The following is a 19,489-nucleotide window of genomic DNA, read 5'->3' as shown; positions in this document are numbered from 1 at the left end:
GAGAGAATACGCATTTTGTCGAATTGTCCGTGTTTTATATATAATAGTAAATGTTGTTACAAAGGTGGCAACGATAAATACAGGAGGCGATATTCCAGATAGGTTATATATTAAACTTACAAGAATACATACAAGTTTTTGTTAAGTATTATCTTTATCCTCTAGTTAAACCCATCTAGATTTTCTTTATACAAATTTTCCTCAAACATGATTCATAATTCTTTTCTGAATAACCTCTAGAACCATTAACCCATAAAATAATGAAATTGGCTACTTCTAGGCCATTATAATTTAGTACATAATTAAGTTAAAAAATGTGAAAATATTTTTCAAAAAATTGGGTTTATATGTTAATTAAGAAAGGAGAATTTGTTTTGAAAAAATTATTTATACTTTTATCCTTAGCTCTATTGGTTGCGTTAGGAGCATGTGGTAGTGGAGGAGAAAAGGCAAGTAGTAAGAAGAAGATAGAAACGATTACGTTTGCAGATGCAGGCTGGGATAGTATTCGAGTTCATAACAGTATTGCACAAACTATAATTGAAGAAGGGTTTGGATATGACACTGATGTAACTACAGGGTCTACTCCAGCAACAGTTCAAGGTGTGCGCCAAGGTGATATTAACGTACATATGGAAATGTGGACAGATAACATAAAAAAAGTGTATGCAGAAGCAATTGAAGCCGGAGACTTTAAAGAAGTATCCGTAAATTTTGATGATAACAAGCAAGGTCTATGGGTGCCAACATACGTTATTGAAGGGGACGATGAGAGAGGAATTGAACCAGCTGCCCCTGATTTAAAAACAGTTGAAGATTTGAAAAAGTATCCTGAGCTTTTTCAAGATCCAGAAAAACCAAGTAAGGGTAGAATCATTGGTTCCCCGTCCGGTTGGGCTGTAGGTGAAATTCTGGCAACGAAAGTAGAGACATACGGGTTGGATGAACAATATAACTATTTCCGTCCGGGCTCTGATGCTGCAATTGTAACTTCTTTAACGGATGCATATAATGCCGGCGAACCTTGGGTTGGCTATTACTGGTCCCCTACTTGGGTGACAGCGGTTTATGATATGACTCTACTAGATGAACCTGACTATAATAAAGATCAGTGGGAGAAAGATCGAAGTACGGAATTTCCACCGAACAAAGTAACGATTGTTGTTCATAATGAAATGACGGAACAAGCACCGAATGTAGTTGATTTTCTATCAAATTATGAAACAAGCAGTGAATTAACTGGAGAATCCTTGAAGTATATGAAGGAGAATGACGCTTCAGCTGAGGAAGCAGCGATTTGGTGGATGAAGAAACATGAAGACTTATGGACAGAGTGGGTATCAAAAGAAGTTGCTAAGAAAGTAATTGACGCCCTGTAATCACAATAAAAAAGTAGTTGACCACATCTACTGGCCAACTACTTTTTTAATACAAATACCAAAAAAATAGAGAGAGGGAAAGTTAATGAATGAGCATTTTCCAGATATACAACTTAGTTTAGGAGACTATGTAGAAAGTTTTATTATGTGGATCAATGATGTATTTGCTCCATTATTTGACTTTATTTTCTTCATTGCTTCTAGAACGATGTTAGGAATTGAACAAGGATTACTGTTCTTGCCTTGGTGGTTATTTATCATTTTAGTATTTTTATTAGGATGGCGTTTTAAGTCCTTAGGTGCTGGTGTTTTATATGGTTTCTTTATATTCTTAGTCGGAACATTTGGCTTATGGGAAGTTCTTATGACAACAATTTCCATAGTGGTAACATCCGTATTTATTTCCTTATTATTTGGAATACCTCTTGGTGTTTGGATGGCATTTAGTAGAGGGTTCTCCTTTGTGATGAGACCGATATTGGATGCAATGCAGACAATGCCGAGTTTCGTTTATTTGATTCCAGCTATCTTCTTCTTTGGATTAGGAAACGTTGCTGCAGTTTTTGCGACTTTAATCTATGCTATTCCACCGGTTATTCGATTAACAGAATTAGCAATACGAAATGTTAATGCTGAAGTAATTGAATCAGCTGAATCATTTGGGTCATCAAGGTGGCAAATGTTAAAGAAGGTGCAACTACCACAAGCATTACCAACCATAATGGCTGGTGTGAACCAAACGACAATGATGGCATTGGCTATGGTGGTTATTGCATCAATGGTAGGTGCAAAAGGACTTGGAGAACAAGTATTGATTTCTATTAACCGAATTGATTTATCGTTAGGATTTGAAGCAGGAATTAGTATTGTATTTTTAGCGATTTTAATTGACCGCATTACGGGTGGTGTCGCAGACCGCTTCCAAAAACACAGGGGGGCAAACTAATGAGTGAGAAATTGAGAATCGAAAATATATCAAAAATATTTGGGCCGAAGCCAAAATCCATTATTCCTATGGTGGAAGAAGGAAAAGAGAAGGACCAAATACTAGATGAGACTGGCCACACGGTGGGAGTCTATAATGCATCTATGAACGTAAATCAGGGTGAAATATTTGTCATTATGGGCCTATCAGGTAGTGGGAAATCAACTTTAATCCGTTGCCTAAATCTATTAAATAAACCTACATCAGGGTCTATCTATGTAGATGATGAAAATATTGTAGATTATAATCACAATCAATTAAAGAAGTTTCGCCAAGATAAGATTGCAATGGTTTTCCAACATTTCGGATTATTTAGTCATCGTACAGTACTTGGCAATGTAGAGTATGGCTTAGAAATTCGTGGGATTTCAAAAGAAGAACGACATGAGATTGCGATGAAAAACATTGAAGTAGTTGGTCTTAAAGGATATGAGGAAAAATATCCTGACGAACTATCAGGTGGTATGCAACAGCGTGTAGGTTTAGCTCGAGCTCTCGCGAATGACCCTGACATTCTTTTAATGGACGAGCCGTTTAGTGCATTGGATCCATTAATCCGTCGAGAAATGCAGCTTGAGCTGTTAGATATTCAAGAACGTCTTCAAAAAACCATCATTTTCATTACTCACGATGTGAACGAGGCTTTCAAGATTGGAGACCGTGTAGCTGTGATGAAAGATGGTAAAGTGGTTCAAATTGGTACACCGGAAGAAATTCTAGAAGAGCCAGCTAATGATTATATAGCCAACTTCATAGCAGATATAGACCGATCCAAAGTACTACGAGCGGAACATATCATGATAAAGCCAAATGCGCTGGTTTCTATTAAAGGTGGCTTGAAAGTAGCAATACGTGAGATGGAGGAGAACGGCATATCAAGTGTATTCGTTGTTGATCGTCAGCGACATCTTCAAGGATTGGTGACCATTGATGATGCTGTGGAAGGTGTGCGAAGTAAAAAATCCCTACATGATGTGATGAAAACAGACCCAATTCAAACTGTATCAAAAGATGAGTATGTACACGATCTGATTCCAAAAGCACTGGATTCAACATATCCACTTGCCGTAGTAAATGAAGAAAATCGATTAGAAGGATTTATCTTACGTGTACATGTATTATCTGGATTAGTGGCAGATGAACTAGATGAACAAGTGAAAACGCAGGAAACCAATCATACGGATTCTGTAACTGTTTAAAACTACTTCAAACCTTGAGACAGTGGTTCGTTGTTGAGCTTAAACAATAATGAAAAGTAGATAAGTAAGTAAAAAAACGACCAGTTTTGGTCGTTTTTTAGTGATACCTAATACAAAAAACGCCCCATTATCTTGAAGACTTTAGTTCGAGATATATTCAAGAGGTGATGGGTCCGATACTTGAAAAGTGGAAGGGGGGGTTACGGTGAAACAACTCGCTTTCCTGCGGGCGAGCTGGTGAGCCTTCACCCCCAGCCGGGTAAGGGCTATCGGACCCGCGGCCAAATGTTGTATGTCTGGGTAGATTATAAAGACAAATAAAACTTTATTTTTTACAAACAGCGAACTAATGTCCATTAGCTTTCTTGCCACAGAATTTTTTGTTATGAACCAATTGTGATACTAGAACTTACTAGGGTGTAGACCATCAGAAGATATTCAAATATCTCAACCTCTCTAAGTTCGCTATGTTTCCGTTGCTCCCAATACTAGCAAAGGTGGCCGTGGAACAAGGAGACTCCCGCCGGAGAAAGAGGTAGGCAAGACCCCACAGAGCCCCGATTTTTGGGCTCGAGGAGGCTTGCCAGCTCGCCGGCAGGACGCGAGTTGTTCTAGAGGCCACCTTTATTCTAACGAAAGCAACGGAAACACCCCACTCACCCAAACTATCTCGATTTCAAGTCTTCCACATTATGCATCGATTATCGAATAACTCCACCTTTTCCACCTGACAAATAACTTCTTGCTAAGTAGTATCATTAATCATATGAATTCGTTTGACTTGTCATATTTACATTACAAAATGACCTTTGCTTGCTTCCGAATGCTTTTCATTTGTCCTATTGTTTTCCAATGCGATACCATCATAGATGTAGGAGAAGGATTCCATACTACTGTAAAGGAGTCAGATACAATGAGTTTAACAGCTACAACGACGCTTCATAATGAAGTAAAGATGCCTTGGTTAGGATTAGGTGTCTATAAAATGGACGAGGAAAGCAATGAAGCGAAAGAATCGGTATTATCAGCACTAGATTTAGGTTATCGAAGCATTGATACAGCTTCCTTCTATAAAAATGAGGAAGGTGTAGGAGAGGCTCTTCAAGAAACATCCGTTCCACGCGAAGAATTATTTATCACTACAAAGGTTTGGAACGATGAGCAAGGATATGAAGAAACGTTAAATGCTTTTGAGAATAGCCTTTCTAAGTTAGGTCTTGAGTATATAGACCTTTACCTAATTCATTGGCCTGTTCCTGGGAAGTATAAAGAGACATGGAAAGCTCTTGAAAAGCTTTATAAAGAAGGAAAGGTAAGAGCGATTGGTGTAAGTAACTTCTTGCCGCATCATTTGGATGAGCTACGAAAAGACGCTGAAATCAAGCCGATGGTAAACCAAGTCGAATTCCATCCACAAAATAGTGTTCCTGAACTACAGGAATATTGCAAAAACAATGGAATTCAACTTGAAGCATGGTCTCCTCTAGCACGTGGGAAGTATTTTGAGAATGCAGTATTGCAAGAATTAGCAAAGAAATATGATAAAACAGCTGCCCAAATTATATTGCGTTGGGATTTTCAACATGGTGTTGTAACGATTCCGAAATCTTCAAGCAAAGAACGCCAGGCGCAAAATGCTGATATTTTTGATTTCCAGTTAACGAGTGAAGAGATGGGCAAAATTGATACATTAAATAAAGAAAAGCGTATCGGTCCACACCCAGACGAATTTGATTACAATGCATAAAAAAAGCCTAATATAGCTTTAAACAAACTTATTCTATACTCAAGAAATAAACGAACCCGCCATCCCAAGGGAATGTGCGGGTTTCGTTATACTAATTAATGATTCCACTACGTAATATCTGTGTATCCACATTTACTTTAACCTTCATTTGAGGAAATATCTCTCGCCATCGGCTATCAGCTAGTGCCTCAGGACCAACTTTACGTTGGTATTTCAATCCGAATCCTACTGGGTCAGAATTCATTTCTTGTAATTTTTGTATAAGTTCTTCACTTTGTTGTTCTATGTTCTTACCTATGATTTCCCCTAGCTTCTTTACAACTTTGGGATCTTCCATCTTAATCGCTTCGGAGATTTCCAATATTCTTGCTTTGATGTTGATGTTTACTTTAAATTCAATGTTTTCCACATCTACTACTTCTATATTCGCATTACTTGTTATTTCTCCTAAATCAAGGTAAATCCCCTTTATTTCATTATAGTGGCGATCTTTATCATCCTTATCGATGAAGGGCTCTGGAGGAATGACCATTTCTAAATGACCTGCTGTAAATTTATCTGTGAGCAATTTTAAGTGAAATCCTTCCTTAACAGATATACTACCAACCATACGATCATCTTGAAATACTGCAAGGTTTCTGATGGTAGGCTTGGAATTCTCTTCATTAATAATAGGAAGAATGGGGTCAGAGGATTGGTCATAATAATGGTGTAGAAAATCATGCAAGGTACTTTGAGGTACCTTTTCTTCTTTAACATTTTTTTCAATTAACTGATGTATATATGTTCCAATATTCGGAGCATCTTCAAAGTTATTTGCTTGTAATACTTTATTCGCGGTTGTCTCACTGACTGCTATATACATCATATCAGCAATTGCTGCATCCCTGGCTAATGTGTCCAATAACCTCATAGCTCCTTCCTGTGCTATTTTTTCCCCAAATAAAACTAAGCGGAGCTGTCCCGACGCTAATTTTTTACTAGTTTTTAAACTTGCATCATTCATTAAACCTTTGGCTGTTTTAGCACGAGTCGTAATAATTTGGGAGATGTTTGCTCCATTTGGATCAAATTGGAATAATACATGTGTACCTTCTAACCATCCTTCTTCTTCAAGCATATCGAAGCCAACTGCTGTAACAATCCCAATTTGCTCAAGGTGTTTTTTTTCAACACAGCTCGTTAAGAACAGTACCGTACATAAAAATAGCAGCATCATTTTTTTCAATTCGAGCCACTTCCTTTGCTCTTTGTGAGTTTTTTCTTCACTAGGACAATCAACAGAAGGAGAAATGGATAAACAAACACCGTATAAAATCCCACTTTAGCAGAAAGGTCTGTGAGGGTATCTATGCTGAAACGAAATTCAACAATATTCGTGAATGCATATAAAAGAAGAACAATTACATAAAGGGCATGCTTTTGTTTTACATGATACAGACGTTTAGCTCCATAGCTCGCAAGCCATATAAATAAAATAACATTAGGCAAGATAACAAATCCCCAAAATGCAACTGCAATAAAGTCAAATCGTTCTAATATAGAAAATTGGATGATCTTAAACATAGCTAATGTTGGCCAGATTTGTCCTTCCAGTTGAGGTCCGCTAAAATATCCAATTGAAATAAAGGTGACCAAGAAAGTTAAGATGGTAGTTAGTAATACAGCTAGATGGGCTACAATAGGTACTTTGTTTTTATTACTAATGAAAGGATATACAAACAGTAAAACCTCTAAACCTAAAACGGAAAACGTGGTTTTAAAGGCACCCATCATTAACTCTTTTGGACTAGCTTGGATAACGGGAAGATAATGGTCCCAATCTATATATCTTACTGGTTCATAAAGCGAAAAAACAAGCCAAATTGTTAGAAAAAAGAACAAATAAGCTGATCCTACTACCACTCGAAATCCGCCTGTAATAGCATAAGTAGCTAAGAACAATAGGAAAAACGTAATTTGAAGAGAAGGCATCTTAGGAAAGATAAAGACTTGAACTACTTCTGTATAATTCAGCATGATGCTACTTGTTACAGTTAAAATATATAGAATGTAAAAGGTACCCAGTATTCGGCTAATCCATTTTCCAAAAACATCTTTCTGAATAGCAAATAAATCAGCATTTTTGTATTGTTCCAGAAGGGAAATCATAACAAAAATGGTCAAGTGTAAGAACACGCCTGCAATAAGCACAGAAATCCAAGCATTGTTTTGAGATTCTTTATAAATTATTTGGGGAACCCCCATGATTCCTGCCCCAATTTGCATGGTGTGAATAATGAAGAACAAATAAAATGCAGTGATTTGTATATTGGCTTTAATCTTGACATGTCCTTGGTTCATGTAAATCCCTACTCATCTATGTCTTTTTTCTTCTTCGCTTTCTTTTCGGAATATGCTTTCTTGTCCTTAGGATGGTTGGATAAAGGTCTGGTATTTCCGATTGTAAATGGTAATCGGAGAATCGAATCGTTAAAATCTTTAATCGTTAAAGGGTAAATAGGTGACAAATAAGGTCTACCAATAGAAGTTAACCGTAATAAATGAATGATAAGAAACCCGAAAACAAAAAGCATTCCAACTAACCCCCATAATCCAGCAAAAATAATAGTAGGGAAGCGAATAATTCGGATGGCAGTACCCATTAAATAACTTGGTGCTGTGAAAGAAGACAGGGCGCTTAAAGCTACGATAATGATTAAGATATTACTGGTGAAACCTGCTTTAACAGCCGCTTGCCCAAGTACAATACCACCAACAATACCCATTGTTTGTCCTACTTTTGTTGGTAGTCTGGCTCCTGCTTCCCGAAGTAATTCAATTAAAGTCTCCAGTAATAACGCTTCTAATATAGGTGGGAACGGAACTGTCGCTCTTGACTGTCCCAATGATACAAGCATGGATGATGGAATAACCTCATAATGAAAGGTCAGGGCTGCTACATAGGCAGGTGTTAACAAAATAGATAGAATCATGGCCGATAACCGTAAAATTCTTGCAAACGTACCCATGTTCCACCTCATATAGACATCTTCCGTTGTTTCTAAGAAGGAGAACACGGTAGATGGTGCAATTAACACATTAGGGCTCTTATCAAGTAACACTCCGACTTTTCCTTTTTTCAACGCATAGCACAGTCTGTCTGGCAATTCTGTTTGCAATATTTGGGGAAATATACTTCTACTATTGTCCTCTATAAGTTGAGCTAACACAGAGCTATCAAGTACATCATCTACTTCTAACTCTTCAATGCGCTGTTGTACAGTGTTTACGTTCTCATCATCTGCAAGTGATTTTAGATAAATAACCCGAACCTCTGTTGGAATTCGATCCCCCACAATAATTTTTTTAACTTCCAAATCAGGCGTATCCATACGCCAACGAATAATGTTTAAGTTGGACACAATTGATTCTGTAAATGAAATTTGCGGCCCAAATACAAGGGATTCATTTTCAGCACGACTAATCGATCTTCTTTCTAGTTCAGGGATAAGGTAGGTTAGCGCTTTATCATCCTGCTCAACATATACACATGCTGATCCGTGTATTAGGTTTGAAGCAATTTTATCTATGTTATCTTGTGCGTCCCCTCCACCTAATGGCAGTTCATTTAAAATGACTTTATGATCAAGGGGTTGTTGCTGAATCTTTAAAAGTGGTGGAAGTAAACTTTTGTTTAGTTGAACTTTATTAATTTGGTAGGTGATATAAAAGATGGCTACCTTTTTTTGTTGGATGGTGTATTCAATCATATTTAAATCAGGACTTTCATTAAAAATATCCTTCAATTTCTGGTGAATTTCTTCAATCGTATATGGGAAGCTGCTATTAGAGCTGCTGCTGGTTGACTTTCTTTTGTTTTTTCTCATGATGGATTCATCCTTTTGTGGAAAGTTAGTCTTAGTATGAGAGAAATTGGTGGGATTATGAGAAGTTAAGCCTTTTTTCTGAAAAGAATTGTAGTTGTAGTTGGATTTTGACTATATTATGATGTTTCACACATAAAACTACTAAATTCACTAATACTAAAGCAAAACGAGCTCCTGTATTCATCAATTATAAGAACTAGTACAATCTACTACCTCGTTCAAAAGATAGGATGAACAAGATGAGTCTACAATTAATTGAAGCCTACATCCCAAATAAACATTTCGAATCTGTAGATGAGAAGTTGCGAGAGCATACCCATACTTCATATTGGGTATCGAGTGAATCTAAAGAACGGATGCTTGTACGAATTCTCGTGAATACAGATGAAGTAGAGGAAATATTAAATTACTTAGAGAGTGTATCGAATGTAGTAGATGGTTTTGAGACGCTCCTAATTCCAGTAAGAACTTATTTATCTAGATCTACATTAAATGAGGAAACAGAAGAAAAAGAGGAAAATGAACAGGACGAGGATGAAGATGATAAGACCATGCTGATGCGTGCCAGTAGACATGAGTTATTAACGTATGTAGAGAAAAACAGCTTAACTACTTTAAACTACACGCTTTTGATTTTTTTATCTGCTGTAGTAGGTACAATGGGATTCATTAAGGATAGTGACGCTGTTGTTATTGGGTCTATGGTAATCGCACCTCTTATAGGGCCCGTTATTGCAACAGCTTTTGCAGCTATATTAGGTGACTATAAATTGTTAGGAAAAGCGGCACTTACATCTTTGTTAGGCGTGGGTATTGTCATTATCATTGCCATTATTTTTAACATGTTCTTTCACATTGATATCAATACGAGGCAGTATTTAGCACGGACAGAAGTGACACTATCCGATTTCTTCCTTGCCTTAGCAGCAGGTGGAGCAGGGTCAATCGCAACACTGAATAGAAAGGCAGGCAACCTTGTGGGGGTTATGGTAGCTGTAGCGTTGCTTCCACCAAATATTGCACTTGGAATGTCTATCGGAAAAGGTTTATGGCCTGAGGCATATGGATCATTTTTACTCGTTACAGTCAACATCATGTGTATTTTATTGTCTGCAGTCATTGTATTTTCATTAACAGGCATTAGACCTGTTCGTTGGAGAGAAGTACAAAGGGCAAATGTATCAAGATCGCTATCGATTATATTTGTATTGCTGATAGTAGCTTCGCTTTTATCCGTCATATTCTTAGGGCAGGATATTAAATTTGAATAACTAGTTATAAGCTATTGCTGTTCTTATATGAGCGGCTTTTTTTATAATTTCAAAGTTATATATTAGCATAGGCATTTACCGTTCTAAATCTTTTCCACGCTCATATAGTAAAAAAGTAGAAAAGTTTTCCTGATAATTGTTGACTTAAGATTTTGAAAATTATATACTTTGTACATCTTACGAATAAAAGGGAGGTTACATTATGTTGATTTCAAAGTTTGATTGCCATGAGTTGAATAAAATAAGTGACCTTCCCTCTTTATTCTTGTGTCAGTAGGATAAAAGGATCTACAACTGTAAGTAAAGGGTCACGTCTATGTTCGTGACTCTTTTTTTATGCTCGCATACGTCACCGGACGTATGCGTTTTTTTATTGTCTAGGAGTTTATACAAAATTTGGTTGTTTATAACTTTATAGGTTATACACCACGTCCAGCTCCCAGCGACTAGTGTTCTTCCCTCACTTCTGTACGATAAGGTCAACAGCGAACCAAACTACGTCGTGTAGGCCGCAGCCCATACGTCGCTAAGCGGGAGCCCCGAGCTTTTGTTTTTCTTTATAAAGCTTCAAGCTTTATATAAACATTCTAATAAAGGAGGAGTTACAAATGAGCAACAGTTCAGTAGGAAAGGTAGTAAAGGATTGGAAGGCAACAGGCGGATAACAAATGAATATTTGGAAAAGAAGGTGAACGTATGTTTTCAGTTTTAGGAAAACTCCAGTGGTTTTTTAAGGATTATTGGATTCGGTACACTGCAGCAATTGTCATGTTAATTTTTGTTAGCGCCATCGACATTATCCCACCGAAAATTATTGGGATGGCGATTGACGCGATTCAGTTTGAAACATTAACAACGGGACGATTACTAGAATTACTGCTTTGGTATGGACTGATTATTGTGGTCAGTTACGTGGTTTCGTATTATTGGGTGAATTTACTTTTTGGTGGAGCAATCATTTTGGAACGGAAGGTTCGCTCGAAATTAATGCAACACTTCCTTTCGATGACACCAACTTTTTTTGGGAAATATCGTACAGGAGACTTAATGGCTAGATCAACCAATGATTTGAAAGCACTATCCATGACAACAGGGTTCGGTATTTTGACGCTGGTGGACTCTACTTTTTTCATGGTTATGATTATTGGTGTGATGGCCATCACAATAAGCTGGCAATTAACTTTAGCTGCATTAATACCACTTCCGATAATGGCTCTTATTATGAATCGATATGGAAAGACGATTCATGAGCGCTTCACAAAAGCTCAGGATGTTTTTGGTGACATGAATGATGATGTACTTGAATCTATTCGTGGTGTACGTGTTATTCGTGCGTTTGTCCAAGAGGATCAGGATGAGAAGCGGTTCCACGAGATGACGGAAGAGGTCTATGATAAAAACGTCGCAGTGGCGAAAATTGATGCAATGTTTGAGCCGACTATAAAAATTCTTGTTGGTATTTCTTATACGATTGGTTTAGGGTACGGAGCATCGCTTGTATTTACGAATGTGATTACACTCGGTCAACTGGTTTCCTTCAATGTATATCTTGGAATGCTTATTTGGCCAATGTTTGCGGTTGGTGAATTGATTAATGTCATGCAACGAGGGAATGCATCTCTAGATAGGGTGAATGAAACACTTGGCTATAGAGCGGATGTAGAAGATCCAGCCGAGCCAACAATCGTTCCTCTTCCTCAAACGGTTGTCTTTGATAAGGTGACGTTTCAATATCCTGACACAGAGCAAGCTCAACTGAAAAATATTCAATTAGCGGTACAACAAGGAGAAACCATCGGAGTCGTAGGTAAAACAGGAGCCGGGAAAACCACAATGTTTAAGCAACTGTTACGAGATTATCCTGGCATGAAGGGAAATCTATCAATCTCTGATATATCTATTCATGACCTTTCTTTAGACGTAACAAGAGGATGGATTGGCTACGTTCCCCAAGATCAAATTCTTTTTTCGAAAACGGTTCGAGAAAATATTCAGTTTGGTCAAGATGGTGCTGAGGATTCGGAAATTGAAAGAATATTGAAATTGGCCTACTTGAAGGACGATATTGATAACTTACCACAAGGATTAGACACGAAAGTTGGCGAAAGTGGGGTCACTTTATCAGGTGGACAAAAGCAACGTGTATCCTTAGCACGAGCTCTCATTATGAATCCAGAAATTTTGATATTAGATGATTCCTTATCAGCAGTCGATGGGAAAACGGAAGCGAATATTATTAAACATTTAAAACGAGAGCGCAAGGATAAAACAACTTTTATTGCTGCGCACCGTTTATCTGCTGTTCAACATGCTGATCTAATAATTGTATTAGAAGATGGCGAAATTGTAGAAAGAGGTACGCATGTAGAGTTGATTGAGAATAAAGGATGGTACTTCGAGCAGTTCACCACACAACAAATGGACTCTGAGGAGGTGAGCGGCTAATGAAATCTTCAACGGAAAAACGATTATTTCAATATGCTATGCAGTTTAAGAAAACGATTTTCATAGGGCTGATTTGTTTAACCATTGCCGTAGCACTTGAACTGACAGGACCATTTATAGCAAAGCGCTTGATTGATGAGCATATTCTTGGGATTGAAGCAAATTGGTATCAGGTGCAAGAGGAAGAAGGCTCTCACACAGTATTATATCAAGGAGAGCCTTACAAACGAGCTGATCGCATCGATTCAACTGATGAAAAAGTAGATACCGCAACAATTTTACAAGCTGGAAAAAGCTATTACTTTATAGAGGAAGATGTACCAACAGAGGGTAATAAATCATTCGAGGATGGTGTCCTTACGATTACCACACCGGATGAGACAGTAGAAGTAAACGCAACCGGATTACAATTGGATGAGTTGTATGCATTCTTTAAACCGGAAACAAGTGCAATAAAATGGTTGCTTGGTTTGTATGTTGTGTTGTTATTGATTGCAGCAGTATTTCAATATTGGCAAACCTATTTGTTACAGGTATCTTCCAACAAAATCATCCAGAAGATGAGAAAAGATGTTTTTGCTCATATTCAACGAGTCCCAATTGATTACTTCATCAATCGCCCTGCAGGTAAAATTGTAGCTCGAGTTACAAATGATACAGAGGCAATTCGTGAATTGTATGAAAAGGTGCTAGCAACTTTCGTTACAAGTTTAATTTATATGTTCGGAATCTACATTGCCTTATTTCTACTCAACGCAAAGCTAGCTGCAATCTGTCTATTGCTTATTCCAATTATGGCGCTCTGGATGAAACTGTATAAAGCATATGCAGGTAAGTACAATGATGTAATCCGCTCAACGATTAGTGACTTGAATGGTAATATCAATGAAGCGATTCAGGGTATGCCTATCATTCAAGCATTTCGTAGACAAAAACAAACGACAGAAGAGTTTGAAGAAATGAACACCCGTCACTTCACGTATCAAAATAAGCTACTAAATCTAAATTCCCTAACATCCTTTAATTTAGTAAACGTACTACGAAACTTAGCGTTTGTAGCATTTATCTGGTACTTTGGAGGAGCTTCCATGGGGGTTGGTGGCGTCGTATCAGTTGGGTTACTCTATGCATTTGTTGACTATTTAAATCGCTTGTTCCAACCAGTTATTGATGTAGTTAATCAATTATCTCAACTTGAGCAAGCTCGTGTTGCATCAAGCCGTGTATTTGAACTTATGGATCATGAAGGAGAAGAAGTTAATAATCAACCTATTCCTCGATATAGAGGCAACATTACGTTTGATCATGTTTCTTTTGCATATGAAAAGGATGATTATATACTAAAGGATATTTCCTTGCAAACACAAGAGGGCGAAACAATCGCATTTGTTGGGCACACAGGTTCTGGGAAAAGCTCAGTTATGAATTTGCTTTTCCGTTTTTATGACCCACAAAAAGGGACCATATCGATTGATGGTATGGATACAAAAACCTTATCACGACAACAAGTACGAAGTCATATGGGGATTGTTCTTCAAGATCCGTTTATTTTTACAGGAACCATATTATCCAATGTTACGATGGGGGATCCTACCATTTCGAAAGAACGAGCAATAAAAGCATTGCAAGAGGTTGGCGCTGATCGTTTCATAGAGAAATTTCCTAATAAATATGATGAACCTGTGAAAGAAAAAGGAAGCACTTTGTCAACTGGAGAACGACAGCTAATTTCATTTGCCAGAGCCCTGGCATTTGATCCAGCTATATTAATATTGGATGAAGCAACAGCCAATATTGATACAGAGACAGAAGGTATCATACAAGAGGCTTTAAACGTTCTTAAAAAAGGAAGAACAACACTAGTAATTGCACACCGCCTATCTACAATCCAACAAGCAGACCAAATATTTGTGTTGGATCACGGTAGAATTGTAGAACAAGGAAATCATGAATCTCTCATTAAAGAAAATGGTATTTACTATCAAATGTATCAAATGCAACAAGGGAGACTAGAGGAAGCGGCAATTTCATAACAAAAAAGATAGATGCGGTATGCATCTATCTTTTTTTAGGTTAGAAGGATTATGAAAAATAACTGGAAGAGAGAAGCTATTCAGCATAAGAGGAATAATCTGGAATACTTGAAATCGAGATAAATTTGGTAATCCCGAAGGAGCGATGTTTCCGTAGATTTAGTTAGAATAAAGGTGGCCGTGGAACAACTCGCGTCCTGCCGGCGAGCTGGCAAGCCTCCTCGAGCCCAAAAATCGGGGCTCTGTGGGGTCTTGCCTACCTCTTTCTCCGGCGGGAGTCTCCTTGTTCCACGGCCACCTTTGCTAGTATTGGGAGCAACGGAAACATAGCGAACTTAGAGAGGTTGAGATATTTGAATATCTTCTGATGGTCTACACCCTAGTAAGTTCTAGTATCACAATTGGTTCATAACAAAAAATTCTGTGGCAAGAAAGCTAATGGACATTAGTTCGCTGTTTGTAAAAAATAAAGTTTTATTTGTCCTTATAATCTACCCAGACATACAACATTTGGCTGCGAGTCCGATAGCCATTACCAGGTTGGGGGTGAAGGGGACCTACGAGACTCCCGCGGGAGAAAGAGGTTGGTGAGACCCCGGAGGGAGCAAAGCGACTGAGAAGGCTCACAAGCTCGCCCGAGGAAAGCGAGTTGTTTCACCGTAATCCCCCCCTTCCACTTTTCAAGTATCGGACCGATCACCTCTTGAATATATCTCGAATCCAGGTCTTCAAGATAATGGGGCTATTATGGAATATCTCTTGCATCTAACAGCCAACAAATTTCTCACATTTGAAACAAAGGTGGTAAAATGAAAAATATGTGATGCCCTATCTTATGTCATTTAACGTAAAGGGAGTTTGCTATGAGTGAAGATCGAAACAATCAAAACCCAGATATAATAGATGATGATTTATATGAAGAGTTCGAAGATGAGGAATTATTTGAGTTACTAGAGGAAGAGCGTCGTAAGCCTAAACCAGAGAAAAAAGGACCCGTCTTTCCCAAATGGGCGTTTTGGTTAATTGCCATTATGATGTTTATCAATGTTATCGCCATTATACCGAAGACTTTTTCCTTACCTGCTGTTGATTTCCTCTTTAAATCTGCTCAATTATCGACTAATTCAGATATCAACACCTATCAAAGATCCATCGTTGTTGTTGAATCAGGAAAGTCAAAAGGTACAGGATTCTCCATATCAGAAGATGGCTATATCATAACGAACCACCATGTGATTGATAATGGGGAAAAGATATCATTAGCCTATCCAGAAGAAGGGCTCTTCCAAGGAGAAGTGGTAGCTGAATTTGAAAGTGTGGATTTAGCTTTGTTGAAAGCTAGGCGGGTAGATGGGAAAAAAGTAGAAGACCTTCCATCATTACCTTTAGCTGAGGAAACATCATTTAAGGAAAGAGAGCATGTGCACTTTATAGGCAATCCACTTCGTTTTACAGGAATCGCGAATGAAGGTGAAGTAATTGGCTATACGCGTTTAGATGATTGGGAAGAGGATGTTCTAATGCTCGATGCTCCGATTTATCATGGGAATAGCGGGAGCCCAGTGATTAATATGGAAGGTGAAGTTATAGCTGTTGTGTTTGCTACAATTAAACGGGAGCAACATGGCAAGGTTGGCTTGGCCATTCCAATTTCGTATTACCACCATAAAATAGAAAATCTAGAGGAAAGTCAAACTCCGGACCAATGAGTGAAAAGATGAGTATATTAGAAAATTTTTCAACTCCAGACGACAGACTCCCCTGTAATGTAACGAATAGATATAAAGTGTAAAACTACCGTTTACCGTAAGATAGGTAGTTTTTTACTTTCTAGGAAATTATAAAAATGTTGGCTTGTGCATAACTAAGTATGTTATAGAGGCCACGTCCAGCTCCAGCGCCCAGCGCCTAGCAAACTTCCTGCACCTCCTTACGATAAGTCAACATCGAATCGCTACCACTCTTCGTGTTTCCTTTATCTCATACGGAATCAAGGGAAGTTCGATTAAAATCGCTGCGTCACGCAGAAACATCGAACCAACCCACGTCGTGTGGGCCGCAGCATGCACGTCGCTAATCGGGTGCCCTGAACTTTTGTTCCTTTTGTAAAGAAATTCTAATAGGAATTAAGAAGAAAAGAAATGATATAAATTGATGCCTTTCTATTCCTTGGTGTCGTGTGATTTCAGGACGATGTTAATAAATGGATGAAAAAAACGGTAGATAATACCTTTTATATGTTGTATGATACCCATATTGAAAGTGGCTCAACCCCCGCCATGATAGGAAAAACATGTATTGAATATGACAATGGGTGAAATCTTTTTGTAACAAAAATGAAAAAAAGTAAAGGTCACCACCCAAAAATAAATCAAATAAACCGAAAATTATAAATAGCTGGAGGTGATAAAGGTTGATCAGACGTCTGTTAAAAAAAGACGGAGATGATAGCCTCGAAGAACTCGTCACCCTTGCACAGGATGGCGATGAGGATGCACAAAATCATCTCCTGAAGCAATATCAACCTTTTATCGCCAAAAGTGTCTCTGAAGTTTGCAAACGATATATCGACCCTTCAAAAGACGATGAATTCAGTATAGGTTTGATGGCTTTTCATGAAGCTATCCAATCTTATTCAAGAGAGAAAGGAAGCTCTTTTCTCTCTTTCGCCAAGCTTGTAGTAAAGCGGAAAGTTATTGATTATATACGAAATGATCAGAATAACCCAGTGGTTGCCTCGATTGATCAAGAATATGATGACGAGGAACAAATGGAAAATCCGCAAGAGGTTAAAGCAGCTAGAGATCGTTATGACCTTGAAACTGAAAGCTGGTATAGACGCATTGAAATTCATGATTTTACAGAGAAGTTGAAAACGTATAAATTGTCTTTTGAAGAGCTTACTACTGTGTCCCCCAAGCATAGAGATGCTCGGGAGTCAGCTATCAAAGTAGCTCGCACGATTTACAACGATGAACAACTTAGGGACTTTGTTCTAGAGAAGCGTAAACTTCCTATGAAACTTTTGGCTGACAAAGTAGAGGTAAGTAAAAAAACCTTAGAACGTAATCGTAAATTCATCTTAGCCATTTTCATCATTTTGCATGAAGATTACGTCTACTTGAAAGATTATATTAGGGGGGTGGGCCTTTGAGAAAAGGAATCATCATGGAGCAACATCGTCGGTATTCCGTCGTTATGGGTAGAGATGGCACGTTCCATAAAGCAAAACCACTGACTGGAAATATACCGGGAGACGAAGTACAATTCGAACCTTTACCAGAAAAAAACAAACTGTTTGGTTTTTTTCCTAGGAATCTAAAACTTAATGTACGTTTTATTGCTATGGTAACGGCATTACTAATTGCCATCCTACCGTTATATTCGTGGTATGATTCCAACCAAGCTTATGCTTATGTAAATATTGATATGAACCCTAGTTTAGAGTTGAAAGTCAATCATAAAATGAAAGTCATTGATATGACAGCATTAAATGACGATGCGGGTTCATTTCTCGAAACACTGTCAGACTGGAAAAACAAGGCCGTGGAAAAAGTAACTGTCACCATTATTCAAAAAGGACAGGAAGCTGGCTTAATGAATCAAAAGAACCAAGTCATGATTGGTGTAAGCTATGATGGAAACAGCAGTCAAGGAAAAGGAATTACAAATAGTATTGATGAATACTTGCAAACAAATCCTCAAGCCGTGACTATTGCCACGTTTGAAGTACCTAAAGAAATCCGAAAGCAAGCTCAAGAAGAAAAGAAATCGATGAATGAGTTGTATGCTCAATCAGTCATGCAACCTACAGAGGGAACAACGAACACTGTATCTACATCATCTAATGTGAATAAAAAGGAACAAGAAATTATTCAATCATTTTATAATGGTTCCAAAGATCCTAATGGCCAAAATAAACAAAATTCTACACAAGAACAGTCAGATTCAGGTTCTAAACAAAATCCTACTCCAGAAAACCCGGAATCTAAAGAAGATACACAGGGAGAAAACGAACAACCAGAAACCAGTGAAGTGGATACCAATACTTCAGCTAAAGAAAATAAACAGCACAATGCTAAGAAGAATAAGGCTGTTTCATACTCAGCAGAACAATTATTGGATAAACTCCCACCTGGCATAGCAAAAAAAATAGACATACAAGATGATAATATACTCAATGCTCTTCCTCCTGGTATAGCAAAGAAGGTCAAGGAATCTGGCAACATTGACGAATTCCGTTCGCTTCTTCGCAAGCGAATGGAGGAAGAGGCTGATTTTTTACAAACGAAACAAAAAAACAATCAACCAAATAAAAAAAAAGAGATGAAACAACAAAATAATTCGAAACGATCCCAGAAAGAACTGAAAATCAAACAAGAGAAAGATAAGAAATGGAATGACAATAGAGGAAAAGATAAACCAAACAACAACAAAAGGAAGAACAAAGATAGGAACAAAAACATGCAAAAACAACATAAAAATTCTAATAAAAAGAACAAACAATAACTATTATACGAATATTAATTAAAACCCTTTTTCTGTCTCAGATTCAGAGAAA

13 protein-coding genes are annotated in these 19,489 nt (G+C 37.8%); 10 read left to right on the top strand and 3 right to left on the bottom strand.

Features of this window, described 5'->3' with window-relative positions; all coding sequences use genetic code 11:
* Window positions 1-374 precede the first annotated feature (374 nt).
* From GLW08_RS06975 to GLW08_RS06960, 4 genes are all read left to right on the top strand, one after another.
* Window positions 375-1,379: an ABC transporter substrate-binding protein gene (locus GLW08_RS06975; protein ID WP_160847793.1), complete on the top strand. Its 1,005-nt coding sequence runs from the start codon at window positions 375-377 to the stop codon at window positions 1,377-1,379.
* An 85-nt stretch (window positions 1,380-1,464) separates the two neighbouring features.
* Window positions 1,465-2,325, top strand: coding sequence for an ABC transporter permease (locus tag GLW08_RS06970; RefSeq protein ID WP_160847792.1), 861 nt, complete (start codon window positions 1,465-1,467; stop codon window positions 2,323-2,325).
* Entirely contained in the window at window positions 2,325-3,563 is a 1,239-nt protein-coding gene (locus GLW08_RS06965) for a quaternary amine ABC transporter ATP-binding protein (protein ID WP_160847791.1), read from the top strand. Before GLW08_RS06970 ends, GLW08_RS06965 begins: the two co-directional genes overlap by 1 nt.
* Window positions 3,564-4,476: 913 nt before the next feature.
* Window positions 4,477-5,310, top strand: coding sequence for an aldo/keto reductase (locus GLW08_RS06960; protein WP_160847790.1), 834 nt, complete (start codon window positions 4,477-4,479; stop codon window positions 5,308-5,310).
* A 91-nt stretch (window positions 5,311-5,401) separates the two neighbouring features.
* Here GLW08_RS06960 and GLW08_RS06955 read toward each other — a convergent pair whose 3' ends face one another.
* Genes GLW08_RS06955 through GLW08_RS06945 form a run of 3 tightly spaced genes read right to left on the bottom strand, consistent with a single transcriptional unit; the run spans window position 5,402 to window position 9,179 of the window.
* Window positions 5,402-6,529 (bottom strand): Ger(x)C family spore germination protein, encoded by a 1,128-nt coding sequence (locus GLW08_RS06955; protein ID WP_237458362.1) that lies wholly within the window; start codon window positions 6,527-6,529, stop codon window positions 5,402-5,404.
* A gap of 5 nt (window positions 6,530-6,534) precedes the next feature.
* Window positions 6,535-7,653 carry a GerAB/ArcD/ProY family transporter gene (locus tag GLW08_RS06950; protein WP_160847788.1) on the bottom strand — a complete coding sequence of 373 codons (1,119 nt, stop codon included), beginning with the start codon at window positions 7,651-7,653 and terminating at the stop codon, window positions 6,535-6,537.
* Window positions 7,654-7,661: 8 nt separating this feature from the next.
* Window positions 7,662-9,179 (bottom strand): spore germination protein, encoded by a 1,518-nt coding sequence (locus GLW08_RS06945; protein ID WP_160847787.1) that lies wholly within the window; start codon window positions 9,177-9,179, stop codon window positions 7,662-7,664.
* A gap of 239 nt (window positions 9,180-9,418) precedes the next feature.
* On the opposite strand from GLW08_RS06945, the gene GLW08_RS06940 reads away from it, so the two are divergent.
* The 6 genes from GLW08_RS06940 to GLW08_RS06915 all read left to right on the top strand — a co-directional run bounded on the left by GLW08_RS06940 (window position 9,419) and on the right by GLW08_RS06915 (window position 19,437).
* Entirely contained in the window at window positions 9,419-10,450 is a 1,032-nt protein-coding gene (locus GLW08_RS06940) for a TIGR00341 family protein (protein WP_160847786.1), read from the top strand.
* 696 nt (window positions 10,451-11,146) lie between these two features.
* A complete protein-coding gene (locus tag GLW08_RS06935; RefSeq protein WP_160847785.1) occupies window positions 11,147-12,895 on the top strand; it encodes an ABC transporter ATP-binding protein in 1,749 nt (582 codons plus the stop codon).
* Entirely contained in the window at window positions 12,895-14,928 is a 2,034-nt protein-coding gene (locus GLW08_RS06930) for an ABC transporter ATP-binding protein (protein WP_160847784.1), read from the top strand. Before GLW08_RS06935 ends, GLW08_RS06930 begins: the two co-directional genes overlap by 1 nt.
* Window positions 14,929-15,791: 863 nt before the next feature.
* The gene (locus GLW08_RS06925; RefSeq protein WP_160847783.1) at window positions 15,792-16,637 is read left to right on the top strand and encodes a S1C family serine protease; all 846 of its coding nucleotides are present in this window, start codon (window positions 15,792-15,794) and stop codon (window positions 16,635-16,637) included.
* A 704-nt stretch (window positions 16,638-17,341) separates the two neighbouring features.
* Window positions 17,342-18,082, top strand: a complete 741-nt coding sequence (gene sigI / locus GLW08_RS06920; protein ID WP_160847782.1) for an RNA polymerase sigma factor SigI — start codon at window positions 17,342-17,344, stop codon at window positions 18,080-18,082.
* Window positions 18,079-19,437: an anti-sigma-I factor RsgI family protein gene (locus GLW08_RS06915; protein WP_160847781.1), complete on the top strand. Its 1,359-nt coding sequence runs from the start codon at window positions 18,079-18,081 to the stop codon at window positions 19,435-19,437. The genes sigI and GLW08_RS06915 overlap by 4 nt, the downstream gene beginning before the upstream one ends.
* Window positions 19,438-19,489: the final 52 nt, after the last annotated feature.

Origin of the sequence: Pontibacillus yanchengensis, from assembly GCF_009856295.1 — a bacterium.
Lineage (GTDB): Bacteria > Bacillota > Bacilli > Bacillales > BH030062 > Pontibacillus > Pontibacillus yanchengensis_A.
The sequence above is the reverse complement of the archived record's forward strand: the minus strand, read 5'-3'. Positions and strand labels throughout refer to the sequence as shown.

Excerpts from the sequence above, each read along its gene's own strand:
- GLW08_RS06970 (WP_160847792.1), top strand. The coding sequence starts at position 1,465 with ATGAATGAGCATTTTCCAGATATACAACTTAGTTTAGGAGACTATGTA.
- GLW08_RS06965 (WP_160847791.1), top strand. The coding sequence starts at position 2,325 with ATGAGTGAGAAATTGAGAATCGAAAATATATCAAAAATATTTGGGCCG.
- GLW08_RS06960 (WP_160847790.1), top strand. The coding sequence starts at position 4,477 with ATGAGTTTAACAGCTACAACGACGCTTCATAATGAAGTAAAGATGCCT.
- GLW08_RS06955 (WP_237458362.1), bottom strand. The coding sequence starts at position 6,529 with ATGATGCTGCTATTTTTATGTACGGTACTGTTCTTAACGAGCTGTGTT.
- GLW08_RS06950 (WP_160847788.1), bottom strand. The coding sequence starts at position 7,653 with ATGAACCAAGGACATGTCAAGATTAAAGCCAATATACAAATCACTGCA.
- GLW08_RS06945 (WP_160847787.1), bottom strand. The coding sequence starts at position 9,179 with ATGAGAAAAAACAAAAGAAAGTCAACCAGCAGCAGCTCTAATAGCAGC.
- GLW08_RS06940 (WP_160847786.1), top strand. The coding sequence starts at position 9,419 with ATGAGTCTACAATTAATTGAAGCCTACATCCCAAATAAACATTTCGAA.
- GLW08_RS06935 (WP_160847785.1), top strand. The coding sequence starts at position 11,147 with ATGTTTTCAGTTTTAGGAAAACTCCAGTGGTTTTTTAAGGATTATTGG.
- GLW08_RS06930 (WP_160847784.1), top strand. The coding sequence starts at position 12,895 with ATGAAATCTTCAACGGAAAAACGATTATTTCAATATGCTATGCAGTTT.
- GLW08_RS06925 (WP_160847783.1), top strand. The coding sequence starts at position 15,792 with ATGAGTGAAGATCGAAACAATCAAAACCCAGATATAATAGATGATGAT.